General features: G+C 56.8%; 23 protein-coding genes. 11 read left to right on the forward strand and 12 right to left on the reverse strand.

All coding sequences use genetic code 11. From position 1 onward, the window contains the following. Window positions 1–210 precede the first annotated feature (210 nt). Entirely contained in the window at window positions 211–1,293 is a 1,083-nt protein-coding gene (locus tag B9Z44_RS06855; RefSeq protein ID WP_108402024.1) for a fatty acid desaturase, read from the forward strand. 69 nt (window positions 1,294–1,362) lie between these two features. Further along, on the forward strand, window positions 1,363–1,734 hold the full coding sequence (locus B9Z44_RS06860) for a surface-adhesin E family protein (protein ID WP_146180594.1): 372 nt from the start codon (window positions 1,363–1,365) through the stop codon (window positions 1,732–1,734). A gap of 3 nt (window positions 1,735–1,737) precedes the next feature. On the opposite strand, the gene B9Z44_RS06865 is transcribed toward B9Z44_RS06860, so the two are convergent. Together B9Z44_RS06865 and B9Z44_RS06870 are read right to left on the reverse strand one after the other, a co-directional pair. Then, window positions 1,738–2,931, reverse strand: coding sequence for a phosphoglycerate kinase (locus B9Z44_RS06865; RefSeq protein ID WP_108359400.1), 1,194 nt, complete (start codon window positions 2,929–2,931; stop codon window positions 1,738–1,740). A gap of 47 nt (window positions 2,932–2,978) precedes the next feature. Next, window positions 2,979–3,728 (reverse strand): SDR family oxidoreductase, encoded by a 750-nt coding sequence (locus B9Z44_RS06870; RefSeq protein ID WP_108359401.1) that lies wholly within the window; start codon window positions 3,726–3,728, stop codon window positions 2,979–2,981. A gap of 112 nt (window positions 3,729–3,840) precedes the next feature. Between B9Z44_RS06870 and B9Z44_RS06875 the strand changes: the two genes are divergently transcribed. Beyond that, window positions 3,841–4,224, forward strand: a complete 384-nt coding sequence (locus B9Z44_RS06875) for a cupin domain-containing protein (protein WP_108402026.1) — start codon at window positions 3,841–3,843, stop codon at window positions 4,222–4,224. Window positions 4,225–4,258: 34 nt separating this feature from the next. Here the strand turns inward: B9Z44_RS06875 and B9Z44_RS06880 are convergent, their stop codons facing one another. The 4 genes from B9Z44_RS06880 to def are packed head-to-tail and all read right to left on the reverse strand — an operon-like array spanning window position 4,259 to window position 6,838. Then, complete coding sequence (locus tag B9Z44_RS06880) at window positions 4,259–4,594, reverse strand: AzlD domain-containing protein (protein WP_108359403.1); 336 nt, start codon at window positions 4,592–4,594, stop codon at window positions 4,259–4,261. Continuing rightward, entirely contained in the window at window positions 4,591–5,328 is a 738-nt protein-coding gene (locus B9Z44_RS06885) for an AzlC family ABC transporter permease (protein WP_108402027.1), read from the reverse strand. The genes B9Z44_RS06880 and B9Z44_RS06885 overlap by 4 nt, the downstream gene beginning before the upstream one ends. Continuing rightward, window positions 5,328–6,317, reverse strand: coding sequence for a methionyl-tRNA formyltransferase (gene fmt, locus B9Z44_RS06890; RefSeq protein WP_108402028.1), 990 nt, complete (start codon window positions 6,315–6,317; stop codon window positions 5,328–5,330). Before fmt ends, B9Z44_RS06885 begins: the two co-directional genes overlap by 1 nt. A gap of 14 nt (window positions 6,318–6,331) precedes the next feature. Next, on the reverse strand, window positions 6,332–6,838 hold the full coding sequence (gene def / locus B9Z44_RS06895; RefSeq protein ID WP_108359406.1) for a peptide deformylase: 507 nt from the start codon (window positions 6,836–6,838) through the stop codon (window positions 6,332–6,334). 98 nt (window positions 6,839–6,936) lie between these two features. Here def and dprA point away from each other — a divergent pair, with 98 nt between their 5' ends. The 6 genes from dprA (at window position 6,937) to B9Z44_RS06925 (ending at window position 12,449) form a co-directional block, all read left to right on the forward strand. Beyond that, on the forward strand, window positions 6,937–8,100 hold the full coding sequence (dprA, locus tag B9Z44_RS06900; RefSeq protein WP_108402029.1) for a DNA-processing protein DprA: 1,164 nt from the start codon (window positions 6,937–6,939) through the stop codon (window positions 8,098–8,100). A 61-nt stretch (window positions 8,101–8,161) separates the two neighbouring features. After that, window positions 8,162–8,644, forward strand: a complete 483-nt coding sequence (locus B9Z44_RS06905) for a Smg family protein (RefSeq protein ID WP_108359621.1) — start codon at window positions 8,162–8,164, stop codon at window positions 8,642–8,644. A 208-nt stretch (window positions 8,645–8,852) separates the two neighbouring features. Then, window positions 8,853–9,374, forward strand: coding sequence for a DUF3304 domain-containing protein (locus B9Z44_RS06910; RefSeq protein ID WP_170108481.1), 522 nt, complete (start codon window positions 8,853–8,855; stop codon window positions 9,372–9,374). Continuing rightward, the gene (locus B9Z44_RS06915) at window positions 9,371–10,201 is read left to right on the forward strand and encodes a DUF2235 domain-containing protein (protein WP_108402031.1); all 831 of its coding nucleotides are present in this window, start codon (window positions 9,371–9,373) and stop codon (window positions 10,199–10,201) included. Before B9Z44_RS06910 ends, B9Z44_RS06915 begins: the two co-directional genes overlap by 4 nt. Continuing rightward, window positions 10,198–10,719 carry a DUF3304 domain-containing protein gene (locus B9Z44_RS15465; RefSeq protein ID WP_108402032.1) on the forward strand — a complete coding sequence of 174 codons (522 nt, stop codon included), beginning with the start codon at window positions 10,198–10,200 and terminating at the stop codon, window positions 10,717–10,719. The genes B9Z44_RS06915 and B9Z44_RS15465 overlap by 4 nt, the downstream gene beginning before the upstream one ends. Beyond that, window positions 10,716–12,449: a T6SS phospholipase effector Tle1-like catalytic domain-containing protein gene (locus B9Z44_RS06925; protein WP_108402033.1), complete on the forward strand. Its 1,734-nt coding sequence runs from the start codon at window positions 10,716–10,718 to the stop codon at window positions 12,447–12,449. Before B9Z44_RS15465 ends, B9Z44_RS06925 begins: the two co-directional genes overlap by 4 nt. Before the next feature lie 63 nt (window positions 12,450–12,512). Here B9Z44_RS06925 and secF read toward each other — a convergent pair whose 3' ends face one another. From secF to B9Z44_RS06945, 4 genes are all read right to left on the reverse strand, one after another. Beyond that, window positions 12,513–13,466, reverse strand: coding sequence for a protein translocase subunit SecF (gene secF, locus B9Z44_RS06930; RefSeq protein WP_108359410.1), 954 nt, complete (start codon window positions 13,464–13,466; stop codon window positions 12,513–12,515). Between the two features lie 30 nt (window positions 13,467–13,496). Further along, window positions 13,497–15,350: a protein translocase subunit SecD gene (gene secD / locus B9Z44_RS06935; RefSeq protein WP_108402034.1), complete on the reverse strand. Its 1,854-nt coding sequence runs from the start codon at window positions 15,348–15,350 to the stop codon at window positions 13,497–13,499. 28 nt (window positions 15,351–15,378) lie between these two features. Then, window positions 15,379–15,708 carry a preprotein translocase subunit YajC gene (gene yajC / locus B9Z44_RS06940; protein WP_108359622.1) on the reverse strand — a complete coding sequence of 110 codons (330 nt, stop codon included), beginning with the start codon at window positions 15,706–15,708 and terminating at the stop codon, window positions 15,379–15,381. A gap of 87 nt (window positions 15,709–15,795) precedes the next feature. Further along, a complete protein-coding gene (locus B9Z44_RS06945) occupies window positions 15,796–19,356 on the reverse strand; it encodes an indolepyruvate ferredoxin oxidoreductase family protein (protein WP_108402838.1) in 3,561 nt (1,186 codons plus the stop codon). A gap of 141 nt (window positions 19,357–19,497) precedes the next feature. Here B9Z44_RS06945 and B9Z44_RS06950 point away from each other — a divergent pair, with 141 nt between their 5' ends. After that, complete coding sequence (locus B9Z44_RS06950; RefSeq protein ID WP_108359413.1) at window positions 19,498–19,974, forward strand: Lrp/AsnC family transcriptional regulator; 477 nt, start codon at window positions 19,498–19,500, stop codon at window positions 19,972–19,974. Window positions 19,975–19,986: 12 nt separating this feature from the next. Here the strand turns inward: B9Z44_RS06950 and mltA are convergent, their stop codons facing one another. Beyond that, window positions 19,987–21,249 (reverse strand): murein transglycosylase A, encoded by a 1,263-nt coding sequence (gene mltA / locus B9Z44_RS06955; protein WP_108359414.1) that lies wholly within the window; start codon window positions 21,247–21,249, stop codon window positions 19,987–19,989. Here mltA and B9Z44_RS15165 point away from each other — a divergent pair. Then, window positions 21,182–21,322, forward strand: coding sequence for a hypothetical protein (locus B9Z44_RS15165; RefSeq protein ID WP_170108445.1), 141 nt, complete (start codon window positions 21,182–21,184; stop codon window positions 21,320–21,322). The genes mltA and B9Z44_RS15165 overlap by 68 nt on opposite strands. Before the next feature lies 1 nt (window position 21,323). Here B9Z44_RS15165 and B9Z44_RS06960 read toward each other — a convergent pair whose 3' ends face one another. Then, window positions 21,324–21,959, reverse strand: coding sequence for a response regulator transcription factor (locus B9Z44_RS06960; protein WP_108359415.1), 636 nt, complete (start codon window positions 21,957–21,959; stop codon window positions 21,324–21,326). Between the last annotated feature and the right edge of the window lie 2 nt (window positions 21,960–21,961).

Consider the following 21,961-nt stretch of genomic DNA (forward strand, 5'->3'; position numbering starts at 1 on the left):
TGCTTGATTCTTACATGCTTAAAGCACGCCACAGCGGTGTTCTTCAACATATGCACGGGTTAAAACGCATGCTTTTTAGCGCTTATCAGCCTTCGAGTGACAAGGGGTTTGGCGGGTAAACACCCATTCATGTGCGTAAACAGCGATAATCTGTCACTAATTGATGCAAATCAGTGCGCATCATCACAGCTCACCTAAGATTCATCTTCTATGACCACACATATCCAACCTATCCTTCCCGGCGAACCGATGCCGCACCGCAAAGTCATGCGCGAGTGGCTGATTCCATTGGCTGAACGCACCACGGCGCTGGCCATCGTCATGCTCGTCGTTGACTACGTGCTTTGGGGCGCCCTCATGGCCGGCACTGTGTTGTTCGAATCTTGGTGGGCCAAGCTCTTGAGCGGCTGCGCAGCAGGTTTCGTGATTGGCCGTTTGTTCATCTTGGGCCACGACGCGTGCCACCAGAGCCTGACGCCGCACCGCAACCTCAACAAGTGGTTGGGCCGCATCGCCTTCTTGCCCTCGTTGACCGCCTACAGCCTGTGGGACATTGGCCACAACGTGGTGCACCACGGCTACACCAACCTGAAAAACTTCGACTTCGTGTGGGCCCCTTACACCCCCGAAGAATTCGAAGCCCTGAGCACCTTCGAAAAACTGCGTGACCGCGTCTACCGCAGCGGCTGGGCACCTGGCCTGTACTACATGATCGAAATCTGGTGGAACAAGATGGTGTTCCCCAATGAAAAGAACATGCCCACACGCCGCCCGATCTTCATCAAAGACTGCTTGCTGATCACTGCATTCGCCGTGCTTTGGGTCGCTGTCATGGCTTGGGCTGCAATCGCCACTGAGCAAACCATCGGCTACATCTTGTTGATGGGCGTGGGCGTACCCTTCTTCTTCTGGGTCAGCATGATTGGCTTTGTGGTTTATGTGCACCACACTCACGTGGACGTGTCTTGGCACGAAGAGCGCACGGGTTGGTCTAAGGCGTCGCCTTTTGTGTCCACCACCGTGCACTTGACCTTCCCCTTGAACATTGGCGCACTGATGCACCACATCATGGAGCACACCGCGCACCACTTGGACATGAGCATCCCTCTGTACAAGCTGAAGCAAGCGCAAAGCAAACTCGAAGAGTTGCTGCCAGAGCGCATCATCGTTCAGCCTTTCTCTTGGCGCTGGTACTTTCAAACAGCACGCGACTGCAAGCTGTATGACTTCAAGACCGACAGCTGGACCACTTACGACGGCAAGGTCACTAGCCCTCGTGCGATGAAGGCCTAAGCACCCAGCCTTCTCAGCCCCGCAAGTTCACACGAATTTGCGGGGCTTTTTCTTGTACGCTCCATGCCCATGAAGTTCATTGTTTTGTTTTTGTTGGCCGCTGCAGCCACCGCATCGCACGCCATGTGGGTCACAGTCACGCGCAACGAAGTGGCCACCGTTTACATCGACTCCAGCGCCATCAGCAAAATGGGCGGCAACCGCCGCGTGTGGGTGGTGTACGACCTGCAAGCGCCAGACCAAACAGGCCAGCAATCGGTCAAATCAAACATCGATTACGACTGCGCCGAAGGCAAATACAAAACCCTCAGTGCCACCAGCCACCCCAACAAAATGGGCAACGGCCCCGCCATCAAAGTCCTGCCAGTGCCTGAAGGCTGGCGGCCCATCAGCCAAGACAGCATGAGCCGGCAGTTGTTTGCGTTTGCTTGTGCTTGGTGAGTTTTAACCCGCAGCGCGCTTGGTCAAAATCTCGAATGCAGGCAAGGTCTTGCCTTCCAGCACTTCCAAGAAAGCACCACCGCCGGTAGAGATGTAGCCCACTTGTTTTTCGATGCCGTACTTGGCAATGGCTGCCAAGGTGTCGCCACCACCTGCAATGCTGAAAGCGCTCGATTCGGCAATGGCGTGCGCGATGGTTTTGGTGCCGTTCTCGAACGCCGCAAATTCAAACACGCCCACAGGGCCGTTCCACACAATCGTGCCAGCTTGCTTGAGCTGCGCGGCCAGCTTGGCAGCAGTCTCTGGGCCGATGTCCAAGATCATGTCGTCGTCGGCCACGTCGGTGGCTTTCTTCACGGTGGCCACGGCATCTGCGGCGAAGGTTTTGGCGGTCACCACGTCGGTGGGGATTGGCACTTCAGCGCCGCGCGCTTTCATGATGTCGATCACGGCTTTGGCTTCGTCCACCAAGTCATGTTCGGCCAAGCTCTTGCCAATGTTCAGGCCCGCGGCCAGCATGAAGGTGTTGGCAATGCCGCCACCCACGATGAGTTGGTCCACGTTGTTGGCCAAGCTCTTCAAAATGGTCAGCTTGGTGCTGACCTTGCTGCCCGCCACGATGGCGGCCAGTGGACGTTTGGGGTTAGCCAAGGCTTTGGTGATGGCGTCAATCTCGGCGGCCAACAACGGGCCGGCACAGGCCACGGGCGCGTATTGCGCGATGCCGTAGGTCGTGCCTTCGGCGCGGTGCGAGGTGCCAAATGCGTCGTGCACAAAAATGTCGCACAACGCGCCCAACTTGCGGGCCAATTCGTCGTTGTTCTTTTTCTCGCCTTTGTTGACGCGGCAGTTTTCCAGCAGCACCACTTGGCCGGGCTCGACGGTCACGCCGTCCACCCAGTTGGCCACCAGCGGCACATCGCGGCCTAACAACTCGCCCAACCGCTTGGCCACGGGGGCCAAAGAGTCTGCAGATTTGAATTCGCCTTCTGTGGGGCGCCCCAAATGAGAGGTGACCATCACAGCCGCACCAGCCTTGAGCGCCATTTCAATCGCGGGCACAGAAGCGCGCACGCGGGTGTCTTCGGTGATGTTGCCTGCGTCGTCTTGCGGCACATTGAGGTCGGCGCGGATGAACACACGTTTGCCTTTGGCCGAGCCGTTGGCGCACAAATCAGAGAAGCGAATGACGTTCATGGAGGTAAGCGGTAAAAGTAAAAACTAGGGCTATTCTAAAAGTTCGATTAACCGCGCCCCACAAACGGCATTTTGGTCGCCATCACCGTCATGAACAGCACATTGGCCGTCAGCGGCAAACGGGCCATGGCCATGAAGCTGTCCACCACCCCTTGCATGTCCATGCGGGCTTCGGGCTTCACACTGCCGTCTGCTTGCAAAGCGCCTGCGGCAAACTTTTCGGTCATGTCGCTGGCCACGTTGCCAATGTCAATCTGGCCCACCGCAATGTCAAACGCTCGGCCATCCAGCGACGCCGCTTTGGTCATGCCGGTGATGGCGTGCTTGGTGGCCGTGTAGGCGATCGAGCCCGGGCGCGGCGCATGCGCCGAAATAGACCCGTTGTTGATGATGCGTCCGCCTTGTGGGCTTTGTTCTTTCATCAACTTGAACGCGTGCGACAGACAATAAAACGCGCCATTGAAATTGACATCTACCGAACGACGCCAATCGGCCCCCGACAAATCGCCGGGCATGGTGGCGGGCAAGAAGATGCCGGCGTTGTTGAACAGCAAATCCAAGCGGCCGTAGTTGACGCGCACCTGCTCAAACAACTTGGCCACATCGTCTTCGTTGCTCACATCGCAGGGAACAGCCAAGGCATTGCCGGCGTGCGCGCCCGCCGCTTGCACCGTGGCTTGCAGCGCATCCGCGCGACGCCCCACCAACACCACCTTCCAGCCTTCGGCCAACAAAGCCAAAGCACATGCTTTGCCAATGCCAGAACTGGCGCCTGTGACGACTGCTACTTTGCTCATGGGGTTGCTCCTGTGTAAAACCCTGATTGTGAACAAGCTCAAGGCTCACGCAAGCAATGATTGTCTCGTGCGCGTAAACAGCAAACCCATGCAGTCGCGCTAAAGTACGCGCATGAGCACATTCAACAAAGTCATCCTTTTCACCGATACCGACGGCTTCGCGCGTTTCCGCGAAGAAACGGTGGCGCTGTCCGAAGGCAAGCCGCAAGCGCGTTTGTCGCCCCTCATGGTCAGCAGTGGTTTTCAGTTGCGCCGCAGCCCGGTGGGGTTTCGCAGCGATTTTCATTGCACCGACAACCCGCAGTGGTTGTTTGTGTTGGCAGGTCAGATGGAAATCTTTTTACAAGACGGCACATCGCGCGTTTTTGGCCCGGGCGAGCACTTTTACTCGGCCGATGTGTTGCCCGCAGGTGCCACGTTTGACGCCAAGGTCCACGGCCATTGGAGCCGCCAAGTGGGGCCTGACGAACTCGTCACCTTGTTTGTACGCGACTAATTGATGCGCGACTAAGCCGCACAAGGCTTGCGGCTTACCAGCCCAAGCCCAAGTGAAGTGGCAAGAAGACCGCCATGCCCAGCACAATGGTTAACAACACATCACGCTTGGCAAAGTAAACCGCTACCCCAGCTGCCGCCGCAAAGATGCGGGCGTCTTGCCAAGTCGTGATCAGTTGGCCTTGGGTCATCACAATTTCAGGCACCACGACAGCTGACAGTGCGGCGATGGGCGCATATTGCAAGCCGCGTTGTGCCCAGTGGGGCAAATCCCAATCCGTGTTGCTTAAAAAGAAAAAGCTGCGCGACACCACGGTCACCACGGCCAAGCCCACGATTACCCCAAACGTCCACCAGTTGATGTCCATCATGCGCGACTTCCTTGTGCGAGTGCCGGCTTGGCGTGTTCGACCAACATGCTCACCAGCACAGCCATGGCAATGGCTGAGATGATGTTGAGTTTGAGCGGGAAGGCATAAGCACTGACCGCCGTCACGCCGGCCACAACTGACGACAAAACGCGCAAACGCGAACTGGCCAACGAGCATTGAATACCCAGCAGACACAAAATGCCCGCAAAGCCCAGACCCCACGACGGCGGGATGATGTTGGCCAAGGCCACGCCAACCAAGCTCGACACCATCCACACCGCCCAGTTTAAAAAGCTCGCACCCGCGATGTAGGCCTCGTGCGCGGTGCGCTCATCGTCGCTCTTTGCAGGGGTGTGAAAGCGTTTGGTAAACAGCACATAGGTGATGTCGGTGGTGAAGTAGCCCAGTGCCATGCGTGTGCCGCGTGACAGGTGCATCACATAAGGCCGCAGATGCAAACTGAACACCACAAAGCGCAAGTTCACACAAAAGCCCGTGGACAAAATCACCCATGCGGGTGCAGCCACAGCAATCAGCGGCATCGCCGCCAGCTGGGAGCTACCGGCATACACACACAGCGTCATGGCGACGGACTCAAACACGCTCATGCCTGACTTGACCATCGCCACGCCGGTCATCAAACCCCAAGCCACTTGGCCTAGCGCTTGCTGCGCGTAATGTTTGGCCCCAAGTCGAAACTCAGGGTGTTGCTGGAGTCTGCGTTGCCAAAACATCAGTCGACTTTGTGTGAAACGTGAGGTTCAAAACATTGTCCAGGTGTGAGCGCGAAGCCATGCAAAAAGTCGGCTGCGCTCAGGCGCTTGCCGCCTGCGCGTTGCAGCTCGGTCACGCACAGCACGCCTTGGCCGCAGGCTACGCGCACGCCGTGTTCGTCGGCACTCAGCACGGTGCCTGGCTGTTTGTTGTGCGCGCTTGTCTCCACGGTGGCACGCCACAGTTTGATGACGTCTGCACCCAGCTGCGCCGAGGCCGCAGGGAACGGGTTGAACGCACGCACGCGTCGGCCAATCGCCTCTGCGGGCTGTTGCCAGTCCACCGCGGCTTCGGATTTTTCAATTTTGTGGGCGTAGGTAATGCCAGTTTCGGGCTGCTTCACAGGTTGCAATTGGCCCGCTTGTGCGTCGGCCAAAGCGCGCACCACCAAGGCACCGCCCCTATCGGCCAAGCGGTCGTGCAGGCTGGCTGTGGTGTCATCCGTCGCAATGTCGAGCACATCGGTCAGCAGCATGTCGCCAGTGTCGAGACCTGCGTCCATTTGCATGATGACCACGCCGGTTTGCGCATCCCCCGCCTCGATGGCGCGGTGAATGGGCGCCGCACCGCGCCAGCGTGGCAGCAGCGAGGCATGAATGTTCAGGCAACCCAAACGTGGCGCATCCAAAGTCCACTGCGGCAGGATGAGGCCATAGGCGGCCACCACCATCACATCGGCTTTGGCTTCAGCAATCGCGGCTTGTGCAGCGGCTGCATCGTCTGGGTATTTGCCGTCTAGGCGCAGGCTCAAAGGTTGGGCCACGGGGATGTTGTGTTGCACGGCCAGTTGCTTGACGGCCGAGGCTTGCAGCTTCATGCCACGTCCTGCAGGGCGATCGGGCTGGGTCAGCACCAAGGGCACGGTGTGACCGGCGGCCATAATTTTGGCCAAGGCCTCTGCCGCAAACTCGGGCGTGCCGGCAAAGATGACGCGTAATGAATCACTCATAAAAGCTGACCCATTTATTCGTCGTCACGCAGGGCTTTGAGCATTTTGGTTTTGATGCGGTTGCGCTTCAAGGGCGAGAGGTATTCCACAAACACTTTGCCCAACAAGTGGTCCAGTTCGTGTTGAATGCACACGGCCAGCAAACCTTCGGCTTCGATGGTGCGCTCTTTGCCGTGCTCGTCGAGGGCTTTGACCTTCACCTGCGTGGCGCGCTCTACGCCGTCGTAAATACCGGGAACCGACAAGCAACCTTCGTCGCCCTTGACGCGCTCGTCCCCCATCCAGGTGATTTCAGGGTTGATGAGCACCATGGGCTCGTCGCGCTCTTCAGAGGTGTCAATCACCACCAAACGCTCGTGCACATCCACTTGCGTGGCGGCCAGGCCGATGCCATTGGCGTCGTACATGGTTTCCAGCATGTCGGCGATCAAGGTTTTGATGCGCGCGTCAATGTCTTTGACGGGCTTGGCCACGGTGTGGAGCTTGGGGTCGGGGAATCGGAGGATGTCTAACTTGGGCATGGCTTTATTGTCTCCGGTTTTGAAGTTTTCGACCTTCGGGCTCGCCTATTCGTGACAGCCATTCTGACAATGGATTTTTCATTCCACGGGAGGGTCGCATGGACAAAGACGAGTTGCGCGCATGGCTGCGCCTGAGCATGACCGAGGGCATTGGCAACGACGCGGCCCGTCGATTACTAAGCTGCTTTGGCAGCCCGCAAGCGGTGTTTGAACAAACACAAGCCGCGCTGGGCCAAATAGTCACCCCCCAACAAGCCCAAGCCCTGTTGAGCGTACCCAACGAACTGGCTGTGCAATGTGTGCGTACCCACCAATGGCTGATGCACCAACCCGACACACACAGCCACGCGCTGTGGACCTTGGGCGATACGCGCTACCCCTGCGAGCTGCTGCAACTGGCCGACCCACCGCTGATGATTTATGTGGCAGGCCAAACCGCGCGAACGCTGGGCAACGCCATTGCCATCGTGGGCAGCCGCAACCCCACGCCACAAGGCGCACAAACGGCAGCGCAGTTTGGTGAGGCACTCAGCGCAGCGGGTTTGTGCGTGGTCTCGGGCTTGGCGCTGGGCGTGGATGGCGCGGCACACCAAGGCGCGCTGCGTGGCGGCAAAGCTCGCGATGGGGCATCCACATGCACACAGCACTGGCACACCGTGGGCGTGGTCGGCACGGGCTTGGACCGCGTGTACCCGCGTCAGCACCAAACACTGGCGGGGCAGATGGCGTTGCAAGGGTTGCTGATCAGCGAATACCACTTGGGCACTGCGCCGCTGGCACACCACTTTCCCAAACGCAACCGCATCATTGCGGCGTTGGGCTTGGGCACCTTGGTGGTGGAGGCTGCTTTGAAATCAGGCTCGCTCATCACCGCCAAGATGGCGCTTGAACTCAACCGCGAAGTGCTGGCCATTCCGGGCTCTATCCACGCCACGCAATCGCACGGTTGCCATGCGCTGATACGCCAAGGGGCTAAGTTGGTCGAGAACGCACAAGACGTGTTGGAAGAGTTGCAGCTCGCACCGCAACAGCAAGTCAACTTATTTGCCGATGCGTTAAACGACGGAGAGGCTACAGGCGCGTCTGACAATGAACACCCGCTGCTCACCCACATGGCCTTTGCGCCCGTGAGCTTGGACGCCTTACAGGCGCGTTGCGGGCTAGACACTTCCTCACTACAAGCGCAACTGCTGACGTTAGAACTAGACGGTGCTGTAGGTCGATTACCTGGTGGTTTGTTTCAGCGTTTGGCCTCGGCGTGATTGAGGGTGAACACTGATGTTTTGCGGCTGCAGAGAAACAAAAAACATGTATATTGGCTCCATGTTTGAAGTGCTCGTATTCGTCTATGAAAACTACTGGCGAGGCGATGCGTGTCCCGAGCTAGAGCAGCTGGGCCGCAAACTCAGCGCTGCTGGTTTTAACGTAGAAGACATCCAACAAGCTTTGTCGTGGCTCGACGAGCTCAACTTGGCGTCGCACAAAACCGAGCTGATCGACATCAGTCAATCCGCACGCGAACACCACACCGAATCAGCCCACAGCATGCGCGTTTACTCGGTGGCCGAGCAAGACCACTTGGGTGCGGCTTGCTTGGGCTTCATCAACTTCCTTGAGTCTGCCGATGTGCTGTCGCCCCACATGCGCGAAATCGTGATGGACCGCGCCATGGCCATCCCCGGTCACCCCATGGACTTGGATGACCTCAAGATCATTGTGTTGATGGTGTACTGGAGCATTGGCCTAGAGCCGGATGCGCTGGTGCTGGATGAGCTGTGTGATGACGCGGATCGGGTGGCGCATTAGCAGACAGGCATTACTGCACGTTAATCACTTCATTCAGCCTGCTTAATTTTTGCAGGCTTTTTAATGTCGGCTTCCGTTATTGAAGATGCTTCATTAAAAAGGCACAAAAGTGCCATTGAATACTTTCCCGTTACACATAAGATTGCTCACTTCATAACTGATGCCCGTCCTTTGGCATCCTCAAACGAGGTAATCAATGCGCTGTGAAATGAACGTATGTTGGAAATGGTTAAGAGTGTTTGTATTGCTTGTTGCGCCATTTCTGGTTGCATGTGCAAGTCCGGCAGGAGAAGACACCGTTGGCACAAGCGTGAGTGGTGTGGGGCATTACGGAAAACGAATTGGTGTTGCTGACTTTTTTGTGAATGGGCAGTGGGCAGGCGCTGTCACTGGTTGGGGAGGCGGCGGCGGTAATGTCTGCTGCGCGAGCTTGCCACGTCACCCCGATAAGCCTGTGATGGTGACCGTGAAATGGCGCACGATTCGAAGCAATGTGGGCGAAGAGGCTTGGCACGAACAGACAGTGCCAGTGAATTTTGAAGTTCGGCCTGGAAAAGGTTCTGGCTTAAAAATTCATTTCCTACCTGGACATCAAGTTCAAGCTTGGTACACAAGTAACGGACCTGTTAATGATGCTTACCCTGGGCCAACTTATCCAAGAGGCCCAGCGCCCGACTATGCGCCTTTGCCAAATGAGAAACCTCAACCTAACGCGGAGGTCAAGCCATGAAGGTCTGCACAGCTTTAGATAAACCAAGCATCACCAAACCCGCCGAACACCCGCGAGCAATGGGGCATAAGTGCGAGTTCATTTTGAACATCGGCATGTTCTTTGATGGCACGGGCAACAACTGGTACGAAGATGCAGCGGGCCAAGGGCATAGCAACGTGGCAAGGCTCTGGCGTGCATACAAAAATAACTCGATGGAGGGCTTCTTTAAGCACTACGCTCCCGGTGTCGGAACACCTTTTAAAGACATTGGAGAAGAAGGTAGATCAGTATTTGGGGCGGGTTTTGGCTGGGGCGGTGAAAACCGAATTGTTTGGGGACTGCTGCAAGTTCTCAACTCGATGCATCGTTTCTTAAAGAGCGGCCCATTGATTTTTGAGTTAAATCAAGTTGAAGCCCTTTGCAGCAACACCACAGTCCCCAGCCGCTTTGCTGACTCAGGCCCTGTTTCTTTAACCGAGGCTCAAACCATCTTGGACGGGCTTGGTTTGCGCACGGGCTTGGTAGACAACTGGAGCACCCGCCACGCGTTCATGTCTGAATGCGCTGGCAAGCTCACCATGCTGCACAACGACCCTAAGACATCTATCCAACTCACGGGCATCAACTTGGATGTGTTTGGTTTCTCGCGCGGTGCCGCACAAGCGCGGGTATTTTGCAACTGGCTGCAACAGGGTTTGTTGGTCAACGGCAAGATGTTTGGCGTGCCAGCGCATATTCGTATGCAGCCTGAGCCAGTGATGAAAAACTGCGTGCACTTTGCGGAGAAGCGTAAAGCTGGCTGCAATGCGCGTAAGCAATTTAAAAACCAAGAGGTGAAGGCATGAACTTCTTCTACAGATGGCTACGAGTTCTTGCGTTGGCAGTTTTGCCGTTACTGATTGCGTGTGCGAGTACGGCAGGAGAAGACACGGTTGGTACGAGCGTGAGTGGTGTGGGGCACTACGGAAAACGAATTGGTGTTGCTGATTTTTTTGTGAATGGTCAGTGGGCAGGTGCTGTCACTGGTTGGGGAGGGGGGGGGAAAAGTCTCTGTTGCGTGAGCTTGCCACGTCACCCCGATAAGCCTGTGATGGTGACCGTGAAATGGCGCACGATTCGAAGCAATGTGGGCGAAGAGGCTTGGCACGAACAAACAGTGCCAGTGAATTTTGCGGCGCCATCCGGAGATGGATCTGGCTTAAAAATTCATTTCTTACCAGGGCATCAAGTTCAGGCTTGGTACACAAGTGGTGGTGCTTGGGGGGATGCCTATCCGGGGCCTGCCTACCCTAAAGGTCCAGCTCCCGACTACGCCCCGCGGCCTAACGAGAAGCCTCAACCCAACGCGGAGGTCAAACCATGAAGGTCTGTACAGCTCTAGACAAACCCAACATCACCAAACCCGCCGAACACCCACGAGCAATGGGGCACAAGTGCGAGTTCATTCTCAACATTGGCCTGTTCTTTGATGGCACGGGTAACAACTGGTACGAAGATGCAGCAGGCCAAGGGCATAGCAATGTGGCGAGGCTTTGGCAAGCTTATAAAGACAATCCAATGGAAGGCTTCTTTGCTCACTACGCCCCTGGTGTCGGAACACCTTTTAAAGACATTGGAGAAGAAGGTAGATCAGTATTTGGGGCGGGTTTTGGCTGGGGCGGAGAACCTCGCATTGTTTGGGGACTGCTGCAAGTGCTTAACTCGATGCACATGTTTTTAAAGAGCAATCAGGAGCTTTTTAACGACAAACAAATTAAGGCTCTGTGCAGCAACACCACAGTCCCCAGCAGCTTTGCAGATTCAAGCGCTGCTTCACTGACAGAAGCCCAAACCATCTTGGACGGCTTAGGCTTGCGTACCGGCTTGGTCGACAACTGGAGCACCCGCCACGCATTCATGTCTGAATGCGCTGGCAAGCTCACCATGCTGCACAACGACCCTAAGACATCTATCCAACTCACGGGCATCAACTTGGATGTGTTTGGCTTCTCGCGCGGTGCCGCACAAGCGCGGGTATTTTGCAACTGGCTGCAACAGGGTTTGTTGGTCAACGGCAAGATGTTTGGTGTACCAGCGCATATTCGTATGTTGGGCATTTTTGACACAGTGGCCTCGGTGGGGACTGGGTCAAGTGGACATGGCGATTGGAGCAGTTCAAAAAACTTGCGCATACCAGCCGATTCGGTGGTGAAAAACTGTGTGCACTTTGTGGCGTTGCATGAGCTGAGGAAGAGCTTTCCGCTAGAAAGCGTGCGAGTAAACGGTGCGCTGCCCAGCCATTGCAACGAGCATGTGTACCCAGGCACCCACAGCGATGTGGGTGGTGGCTATCAGCCAGGTGAGCAAGGCAAAGCCCTGGCGGTGAAGCAAGAAACAACGCTGATAAAAGCGGATCACTTGAAGCTGTCGCAACTGACATTGAACGACATGCTGGCTGCGGCGCTTAAAACTGTGCCTCGCTATACCGAAGACAGCCCTTGGCTTGAGTTTGAGAATGAAAAAAGTCGTGACTACGATACAGCGCGTGATTTAGATTTGCCGCGCCAATTTTTATTACCTCAGTACACCAAGCAAGCAGTTGCTGACTATTTTTCTGCAGTCGGTGTAGGCCCTAGCCTACCCCTAGTACCACTGATTCAATCTCACAGCTTGGCATATTTGGCATGGCGTTACCGAGTGACTGTGCGACGTGGCTTTGATGCGCTAGACAGCGTCAAGCGTGCCCACGAATTTGACTCCGCACGTGTATCGTTTTACAAAAAAGGCCAAGCACTGCTTGAAGAGCAGATTCGTCTCATGCGCAGTTGGTCTCCCGAAAAAACAATGGGCTATCACGCCAAAGCAGGTGAGATTTACGAGGCCATTCAAAGCATTCGGTCCACAGATGCCAAAGAGCATTTTTTTGACGATTGGGTACACGATTCGTTTGCAGGATTTTTGCAAAGCCTAGGCCGTGCGCACATAGTGGTTGAAAACGAGTGTTATTTGCGCCACCGTGGCATCTATATGGGCGAAGACGACCGTGTGGCCACACTGCACTTTGACCCAGATGAATTGAATAATGCTTCAGAACCAAAGGCTAAATACGCTTAATCAAAACGCCATCAATTAAAAAGCCCCGCGATGCGGGGCTTTTGACTGATGAGTGACGTGGCCTTAAACCACCGCACCCGAATTTTCGTCATCCGGATCGCCCGCCACTTTGGTGGTGTGTTTGATCAGGTCTTCACGGCGAATGCCCAGCCACATGGCGATGGCTGCGGCCACGAACACCGATGAGTAAATGCCAAAGCAAATGCCGATAGTCAGCGCCAATGCAAAGTAATGCAACGTGGCGCCACCAAACAGCAACATCGACAACACCATGAGCTGCGTACAACCGTGGGTGATGATGGTGCGGCTGATGGTAGAGGTGATGGCGTTGTCGATGATCTCAACCGTGTCCATCTTGCGGTAGCGGCGAAAGTTCTCGCGGATACGGTCAAAGATCACCACCGATTCGTTCACTGAGTAGCCCAGCACGGCCAACACCGCGGCCAACACCGGCAGCGAGAACTCCCACTGGAAGAACGCGAAGAAGCCCAAGATGATGACCACGTCGTGCAAGTTCGCAATGATGGCAGCCACCGCAAACTTCCACTCAAAGCGCATGGCCAAATAAATCATGATGCCCACAATCACAAAGGCCAAAGCCTTGAGGCCGTCAACCGCTAACTCGTCGCCCACTTGGGGGCCCACGAATTCGGTGCGGCGCAACTGCACGTTGGCGTCGGTGGCTTTGAGTGCATTCAGCACTTGTTCGCTTTGCTGTGCAGAACTTTGGCCTTTGACCGCAGGCATGCGGATCATCACATCGCGGGCGGTGCCAAAGTTTTGCACTTGCACGTCGGAGAAACCGAGCTTGGCGATTTGGTCGCGAACGGCATTGAGATCAGCAGGCTGGCTGTAGCTGACTTCCATCAGCGTGCCGCCCGTGAACTCCACCGACAGGTGCAGGCCACGGCTGAACAAAAAGAACACCGCCGCCAAAAACGTGATGAACGAGATGGCGTTGAACGCCACCGCGTGCTTCATGAACGGGATGTCTTTACGGATTTTGAAAAATTCCATGACTCAAATCTCTTTCTTGTCGCTAAGCGATCAGGCGCGCCACACGGTGCCAATCGACACGCTTTGCAATTTCTTTTGGCGGCCATACCAAACGTTGACCAAGCCACGCGAGAAGAACACCGCAGAGAACATGCTGGTCAAGATGCCCAAGCAATGCACCACGGCAAAGCCGCGCACAGGACCAGAACCAAAAGCCAACAAGGCCAAGCCGGCAATCAGGGTGGTGACGTTGGAGTCAAGGATGGTGGCCCATGCACGGTCATAACCGGCGTGAATGGCAGACTGCGCTGACGCACCGTTGCGCAACTCTTCGCGCACGCGTTCGTTGATCAGCACGTTGGCGTCAATCGCCATACCCAACACCAAAGCCATCGCGGCCATGCCGGGCAAGGTGAGCGTGGCTTGCAGCATCGAGAGCACCGCGACCAAGAGCAGCAAGTTCACGGCCAGCGACACGCTGGAGAACAGGCCAAACAGCATGTAGTACACACACATGAAGGCCGTCACGGCCACAAAGCCCCAGGTGACCGAGTCAAAACCTTTGGCGATGTTTTCAGCGCCGAGGCTTGGGCCGATGGTGCGTTCTTCGATGATTTCCATCGGTGCAGCCAGCGAGCCAGCGCGCAACAGCAACGCGGTGTCGTTGGCTTCCACGGTGCTCATGCGCCCCGAAATTTGCACACGTCCACCGCCGATTTCACTGCGAATCACAGGCGCAGTGACGACTTCGCCCTTGCCTTTTTCAAACAGCAAGATGGCCATGCGTTTGCCCACGCTTTCACGCGTCACGTCTTTGAAGATGCGTGCGCCTTTGGCGTCGAGCGTCAGGTGCACTGCCGCTTCTTGGTTTTGGTTGTCAAAGCCGGGCTGTGCGTCGGTGAGGTTTTCGCCCGTCAAGATGACTTGCTTTTTCACGATCACCGCTTGACCGCTGCGGTCCATGAAGCGCTCGGTGCCAAACGGCACGGGACCGTTGCCAAACTCAGCACTGCGGGCTTCGGCGCTGTCGTCCACCATGCGGATTTCCAACGTGGCCGTGCGACCCAAAATGTCTTTGGCCTTGGCCGTGTCTTGCACGCCAGGCAGTTGCACCACGATGCGGTCGGTGCCTTGCTGTTGAATCACGGGCTCGGCCACGCCCAACTCGTTGATACGGTTGTGCAAGGTGGTGATGTTTTGTTTGATGGCTTGCTCTTGCACGCGCTTGGCAGCTACGGGGTTGATCACCGCGGTGAGCTTGACGTCAGCGCCATCGGGGGCGCTGGTGGTTTGCAAATCCAAGAACTGATCTTGAATCACGCGTTGAGCAGCTTCGAGCGTTTCCATATCGCGGAAACGAATCTCGATGGTTTGGTTGTTGCGGCTGATGCCGCTGTGGCGCACGTTCTTTTCGCGCAAACCTGTGCGGATGTCACCTGCCAAGGACTCCGCCTTTTTGGTCAGCGCCGCAGGCATGTCCACTTGCAACATGAAGTGCACGCCACCGCGCAAATCCAAACCCAAATACATGGGCGCGGCATTGAGCGAGGTCAGCCACGCGGGTGAGCGGGCCAACAAATTCAAAGCCACAACGTATGAAGCATCGTTCGCGTCGGGCACCAAGGCATGCTGTATCGCGTCCTTGGCTTTGAGCTGGTTGTCCGTGCTGTCAAAGCGCACTTTGAGCGAGCCGTTGTCCAACGTCACCACATCGGGGGTGAGGTTGGCAGCTGCCAAAGCCGCTTGCACACGGTCTTGCACCGCAAGATCAACTTTGACGGACGACTTGGCAGCCGACACCTGCACCGCAGGCGCTTCGCCAAAAAAGTTAGGCAGCGTGTAGATGCTGCCAACCAACAAAGCGATCACGATGATCGCGTACTTCCAAAGGGGGTAACGGTTCATGATCGCTTCGTCGTCTCGTGGCTAAAAATTACAAAGTACCTTTGGGCAGCACTTGCACCACGGCTTGGCGTTGCAATTGCACTTCCACGCCAGCCGCGATTTCGATGGTCACCGTGGCTTCAGCCAACTTGGTCACCTTGCCGAGCAAGCCGCCAGCGGTGGCGATTTCGTCGCCTTTGGCGATGGCCTCGATCATGGCTTTGTGTTCTTTTTGACGCTTCATTTGTGGACGAATCATCACGAAGTACAACACCACAAACATCAACACCAAAGGCAACATGCCTTGGAGAGAAGACATGATGTCGTTGCCTGCAGCAGCGGCAGGAGCGGTTTGGGCAAAAGCAGAAGAAATCAACACGGTCAAACTCCAAATTGAGGGACGGCTGCCAGGGTGCAAAACGCCCTAGCAGACCAACCGCGGATTGTATGCGGCTGGCTTAGTTTCTCAGTTCTGAGTCGACCACTGGGCTTTCAAGCTGTTCCACTTCTCACGGGCAGCCGCCAAGTGGCGCGCTTTGACATGGCCAAATCCCTTGATTTGTTCAGGGATTCGCGCGATCTCGACCGCCAACGCATGGTTGCTGGCGTTGAGCTGGCTCACCAACACATCCACACTTGTGCGGTATTGCTGGATGAGGGCACGCTCGGTGCGGCGCTCTTCGGTGTACCCAAACACATCCAAAGCGCTGCCTCTGAGCCACTTGAAACGTTTGAGCACTTTGAAGCCCGTCAGCATGAGCGGTCCAAACTTTTGCTTTTGCAATTCGCCCTTGGCGTTGGTCTTGGCGGTCAACGGCGGGGCCAAGTGGTAGTTGAGCGTGTAGTTGCCTTCAAACATCCCGTCGATCTTTTGCAAGAAAGCGGTGTCGGTGTGCAAGCGCGCCACTTCGTACTCATCTTTGTAGGCCATGAGTTTGAAAAGGTTGCGTGCCACCGCTTCGGTCAGCGTGGTTTTGTGCAGCGGCACCTCCGCCTCACGCACACGCTCAACCAGCGCACGGTAGCGGTTGGCATAAGCCGCGTTTTGGTAGTCGGTGAGAAATGCCACGCGCTTGGCAATGAGCGCATCGACGCCTTCAGGCTTGTGGAATTGCACCACTTGTTCAGGCGCGAGCAACGCTTGCACGGCCTCCCAATGCACCGCGCAATGACGGCCCCATTCAAACGCGGCTTTGTTTTGTGCAACGGCCATGTCGTTGAGTTCCATCGCGCGCATCAAGGCTTCGCGTCCCAATGGGACCCAACCTTTTTGCCAAGCAAAGCCCAAGACCATGGGGTTCACAAAAATGCTGTCGCCCAGCACTTGCGTGGCCACGCGGTCTGCATCAAAGGCGCTCACGCCCTCGGTGCCCACGGTGTGCACGATTTCGGCTACGCACGCTTCACCGGGGTTCTCCCAGTTGGCATTGCGCACAAAAGCTGCGGTGGGTGCGCTGTGCGCGTTGAGCGCCACATGGGTGCGCCCTGCACGCATGCGTTGCAAGGTTTCTTTGCCGGCCACCACGATGGGGTCGCAACCAATCACGAGGTCTGCCGCAGCAAGACCCACACGCGTGGTACGAATGTCATCTGGGTGGTTGGCAATCAACACATGGCTCCAAGTGGCACCGCCTTTTTGCGCAAGACCCGCTGCGTCTTGCGTGACCACGCCTTTGCCTTCGATGTGCGCGGCCATACCCAACAACTGGCCAATGGTGATGACCCCCGTGCCACCCACCCCTGCCACCACCATGCCCCACGCGTGGGTGGTGTCGGGCAGCTTGGGTTCGGGCAATTCAAGCGCAGGCAGTGCCATGCGCGACACGCCCTTGGCTTTCTTTTTCAAGCTGCCGCCTTCCACCGTGACGAAGCTCGGGCAAAAGCCTTTCACGCAACTGATGTCTTTGTTGCACGTGCTTTGGTTGATGGTGCGTTTGCGACCGAACTCGGTTTCGAGTGGCTCCACACTCATGCAGTTGCTTTGCACGCCGCAGTCACCGCAGCCTTCGCACACGAGTTCGTTGATCATCACGCGCAAGGCTGGATCGGCCATGGTGCCGCGTTTGCGACGGCGGCGTTTTTCGGTGGCGCAAGTTTGGTCATAGATGATGACGGTGCAACCTTTGATCTCCCGCATCTCACGTTGAATGTGATCCAGCTCATCGCGGTGGAACACCGCCACGCCATCGACCAAACCCACGCCTTCGTATTTTTCGGGCTCATCCGTCACCACGGTGATGCGTTGCGCGCCTTCGGCCTTCATGCTTTGCGCGATTTGCAAAACGCTGTGACCCTCTGGCCTTTCGCCCACGCGTTGGCCACCCGTCATCGCCACCGCATCGTTGTAGAGCAGCTTGTAGGTGATGTTCACACCCGCCGCAATGCTTTGGCGAATCGCCAGGATGCCGCTGTGGAAGTACGTGCCATCGCCCAAGTTGGCGAAGATGTGTTGGTCGTTCACAAACGGCTGCTGGCCCACCCAAGGCACGCCCTCGCCACCCATTTGTGTGAAGCCATGGGTGTCGCGGTCCATCCACAACACCATGAAATGGCAACCGATGCCGGCCATGGCGCGTGAGCCTTCGGGCACTTTGGTGGAGGTGTTGTGCGGACAGCCGGAACAGAACCAAGGCATGCGGTCAGCCTTTAACGTGACCGCCGTCATGGCTTGTTCTTTGGCCGTGATGATGGCCAGCTGCGCGTTGATGCGTGCGGTGGTGTCGGCATCCACGCCGAGCTTCAAGACGCGTTGCGCAATGGCCTTGGCAATGAGTGCGGGGTTCAAGTCGGCATTGGCGCGCAACAAGGTGTTGGCGCTGGGGTTGGGCATGGACCATTCGCCGCCACCGCCGAAGAGGCTGTCTGGCCCTTGGTCACCGCCCATGTCGTTGAACTTGCCCAGCACATTGGGGCGCACATCGGCGCGCCAGTTGTACAGCTCTTCTTTGAGTTGGTACTCAATGACTTGGCGCTTTTCTTCAATCACCAAAATTTCTTGCAAGCCCTGGGCAAACTCGCGTGTGAGCTGCGCGTCCAACGGCCACACCACGGCCACCTTGTGCAAGCGAATGCCCAAGCGGCGGCAGGTGTCGTCGTCCAACCCCAAGTCAAGCAAAGCTTGGCGCGTGTCGTTGTAGGCCTTGCCACTGGTGATCAAGCCCAAACGGTCATTCGGTCCTTCGATGACGTTGTGGTTCAAACGATTGGCACGCACATACGCAAGGGCCGCGTACCACTTGTAGTCAAACAAACGCGCTTCTTGCTCCAACGCGGTATCGGGCCAGCGGATGTGCAAGCCGCCCGCAGGCATTTCAAACTCAGGGATGACGATGTTCACACGGTGCGGGTCAATCACCGCGGTAGAACTGGACTCCACAATTTCTTGAATCGTCTTCATGCCCGACCACACACCGCTGAAACGGCTCATGGCAATCGCGTGCAAACCCAAATCCAAAATTTCTTGCACGCTGCTCGGAAAGAACACGGGCGTGCCGCAAGCTTTGAAAATGTGGTCGCTTTGGTGAACAGCGGTGGAGCTTTTGGCCACATGGTCGTCACCAGCAATGGCCAGCACGCCGCCCCACGGGGTGGTGCCTGCCATGTTGGCGTGTTTGAACACATCCGAGCAACGGTCCACGCCCGGGCCCTTGCCATACCAAATGCCAAACACACCATCAAACTTGTTGCTGCCTTGTGGCGCAAAGCCGAGCTGCTGCGTGCCCCACAACGCGGTAGCCGCCAACTCTTCGTTGACACCCGGCTGAAACACAATGTTTTGCGCTTCTAAGTAAGGCTTGGCTTTCCACAACGATTGGTCATACGTACCCAGGGGTGAACCGCGATAACCGCTGATAAAGCCGGCTGTGTTTTTGCCTTGCAGCGCATCGCGTTGGCGCTGCAACATGGGCAGCTTGACCAGCGCTTGCACACCACTCATGAACGCACGGCCCACATCGAGGCTGTATTTGTCGTCCAGCGTCACGGTGTCCAGGGCGCGGCGAAGGGAATCGGACATGGGTGCGTTCATCGGTGTCTCCGTTTGTTTTGTGTTTGAAGCAAAGTGTAGGGTTGCAACCCAGATAAAGGTTTGCGTTTTTCGCTCTGAATCAGCCTCTTTGCGCAAGATTCTTTCTAAAATCTTCACATAACGAAACAAAGGAGCGCAAGCTTGGAAACACTCGACAAATTTGATCTTGCCATCTTGGGCGAATTACAAGCCGATGCACGCCTGACCAATGCAGAGTTGGCGCAACGCGTGGGCCTGAGCGCCGCGCCATGTTGGCGGCGTGTGCGTGTGCTCGAAGAAGAGGGCTACATCACGGGTTACCGCGCTGAAATCAACCGCCACAAAATTGGTTTGGGCGTGTTGGCATTTGTGCGAGTAGATGCCGAACGCAACACGGGCGATGTGGCGCGCAAACTCGAAGTGGCGATTCGCAAAATTCCGGAAATCGTGGCTTGCCACTACATCAGCGGCACCGGCACGTTTGAGCTGCAAGTGGTGTCTCAAGACTTAGAAAGCTTCAGCCAATTTGCACGCGAGGTGCTGATCAACTTGCCACACGTGAAGGACATTCACACCAGTTTTTCCTTGGGCGAAGTCAAAGCCAGCGGCGCCTTGCCACTGACGCATTTGAAAAAATAAATCAGCGGTTCATCACTTGGGCCACAACACCCACAAACGCAGGCCCTGCTTCATGCGGCCCGCAAAGTCGCCCGCCTCTGGCCCTGTGCCGGCAAAGTAATCGGCACGCACCGCGCCCACGATGGCGCTGCCGGTGTCTTGCGCAAACACCAAGCGCTGCAAGTTGGCATTCGGGCCCGCACTGGCCAACCACACCGGCGTGCCATAAGGAATCGAGTCTTTGTCCACCGCAATGGAGCGGCCAGAGGTCAGCGGCACACCTTGTGCGCCGCGTGGCCCTAGGTCGGCCTCAGCTGCGCTGCGCGTTTCCTCGCGGAAAAACACATAGCGGGGGTTGCTCCACAACATCTCTTGCACCAAGCGCGGGTTGCTTTGTTGTGCGCTGACAATCCAAGCTTTGATGCCGGGCCAAGAAGCATCGCGAATCAAGCCGCGGTCCAACAACCAACGGCCCACGCTTTGGTACGGCTGTTCGTTCGAGCCTGCAAACGCCAAGCGCACGATGCGCGTGGTGCCATCGGGGTTGGCGATGCGCACGCGGCCCGAACCTTGGATGTGCAACACCAAGGCGTCAATCGGGTCAGCGAGCCACGCCACTTCTCGGCCACGCAAGGCATCACGCGCTTGAGGGTTGGTGTCGATCTCTTGTCGGCTGAACCACGGGCGACCTGCGCGACGCGCTTCGGCCAAGCCCTCGGGCGGCGCGTACAAAGGCACTTCAAAACCGGGGCGCATTTGGGCCGACGCATCAAACAACGGCTCGTAATAGCTGGTGAGCAAACCGTCGCTCGCACCATCCAAAGATTCAACCCGATACGGCTGCAAGCGGCCCATCATCCACAGGCGGCGGTCATCGTCGCTGCCCAGCATGAGCTGACGCACATCTTTGCAAAGAGGCGCAAACAAAGGGCCGGGGCGTTCGCAGTTTTGCAGCCACGCATTCCATGCGTCTTGCATTTGGTCGTTTTGCCAGCCGGGCACCTCGCTCCACGACGCAGCCACCCAGCGGCTGCGATAACTCTGTTGGGGACTCGGTGTGCCAGGCGTGCCTGCCAAGCTGCCTGTCGTGCGCGGCGCATCCGCAGGGGTTCGCGCAGCTGAAGGCGGCGTGCGTCCGTAGTCGCTCACAGGTGCATGGCGCGTGGTGCCGCAAGCCACCAAGCTTCCTACAATCAAGGCCCACGTCAAACGCCACAGGATTTGTCTCATGCTGTTAATTTTGCTAGAAGCGCTCGGCGCAGGTTGCATCTTGGTATTGATCGTGTGGTGGACCATGTTCTCAGGTCGTGCAGAGGCCGAAGCAGAGCACCGTGCGGCGCAGCAAGAAGCCGCCAAAGACAAGCCGTGACTCACTCGCCGCGCAGCAAGTTGGCCAACTCGACGGCCGACTTCACATTCATTTTGTCAAACACGCGGGCGCGGTGCACTTCCACCGTACGCACGCTGATGTCGAGCTGATCTGCGATCAGTTTGTTGGGCAAGCCCTCCACCACCAAGTGCATCACGTCGCGTTCGCGCTCGGTCAAGTCTGCCAAGTTGTGTTGCAAATTTTGTTTGGTGCGCAGGCTTTGCAAGGTTTGCGCCGAGCGCGCCAAGGCTTGTTCAATGCGGTCGACCAAGGCGTTGTCTGAGAACGGTTTTTCACAGAAGTCAAAAGCACCGCGCTTGACCGAATCCACGGCGGTGGGCACGTCGGCATGGCCCGTCAAGAAAATCACGGGCAGCGCATCCAAGAGCTGACGTTCGATGAGTTGCTCAAACAAAGCCAGGCCACTCATGCCGGGCATGCGCACATCGAGCAGCAAACACCCAGGCTGCGTGGGCTGCCAAGGGCTGCTGCCCGCATCCAAAAATTCAGCGAAGGCGTCGGCACTTTCAAAGGATTGACTGGGCAAGCGACGCGAGCGCAGCAGCCACGCCAAGGCTTCGCGCACGCCAGCGTCGTCGTCAACGATAAAAACCAAAGCGTCTTCTGTGGGTTGCATGT

Origin of the sequence: Limnohabitans curvus, from assembly GCF_003063475.1 — a bacterium.
Taxonomy (GTDB): Bacteria; Pseudomonadota; Gammaproteobacteria; order Burkholderiales; family Burkholderiaceae_C; genus Limnohabitans; species Limnohabitans curvus.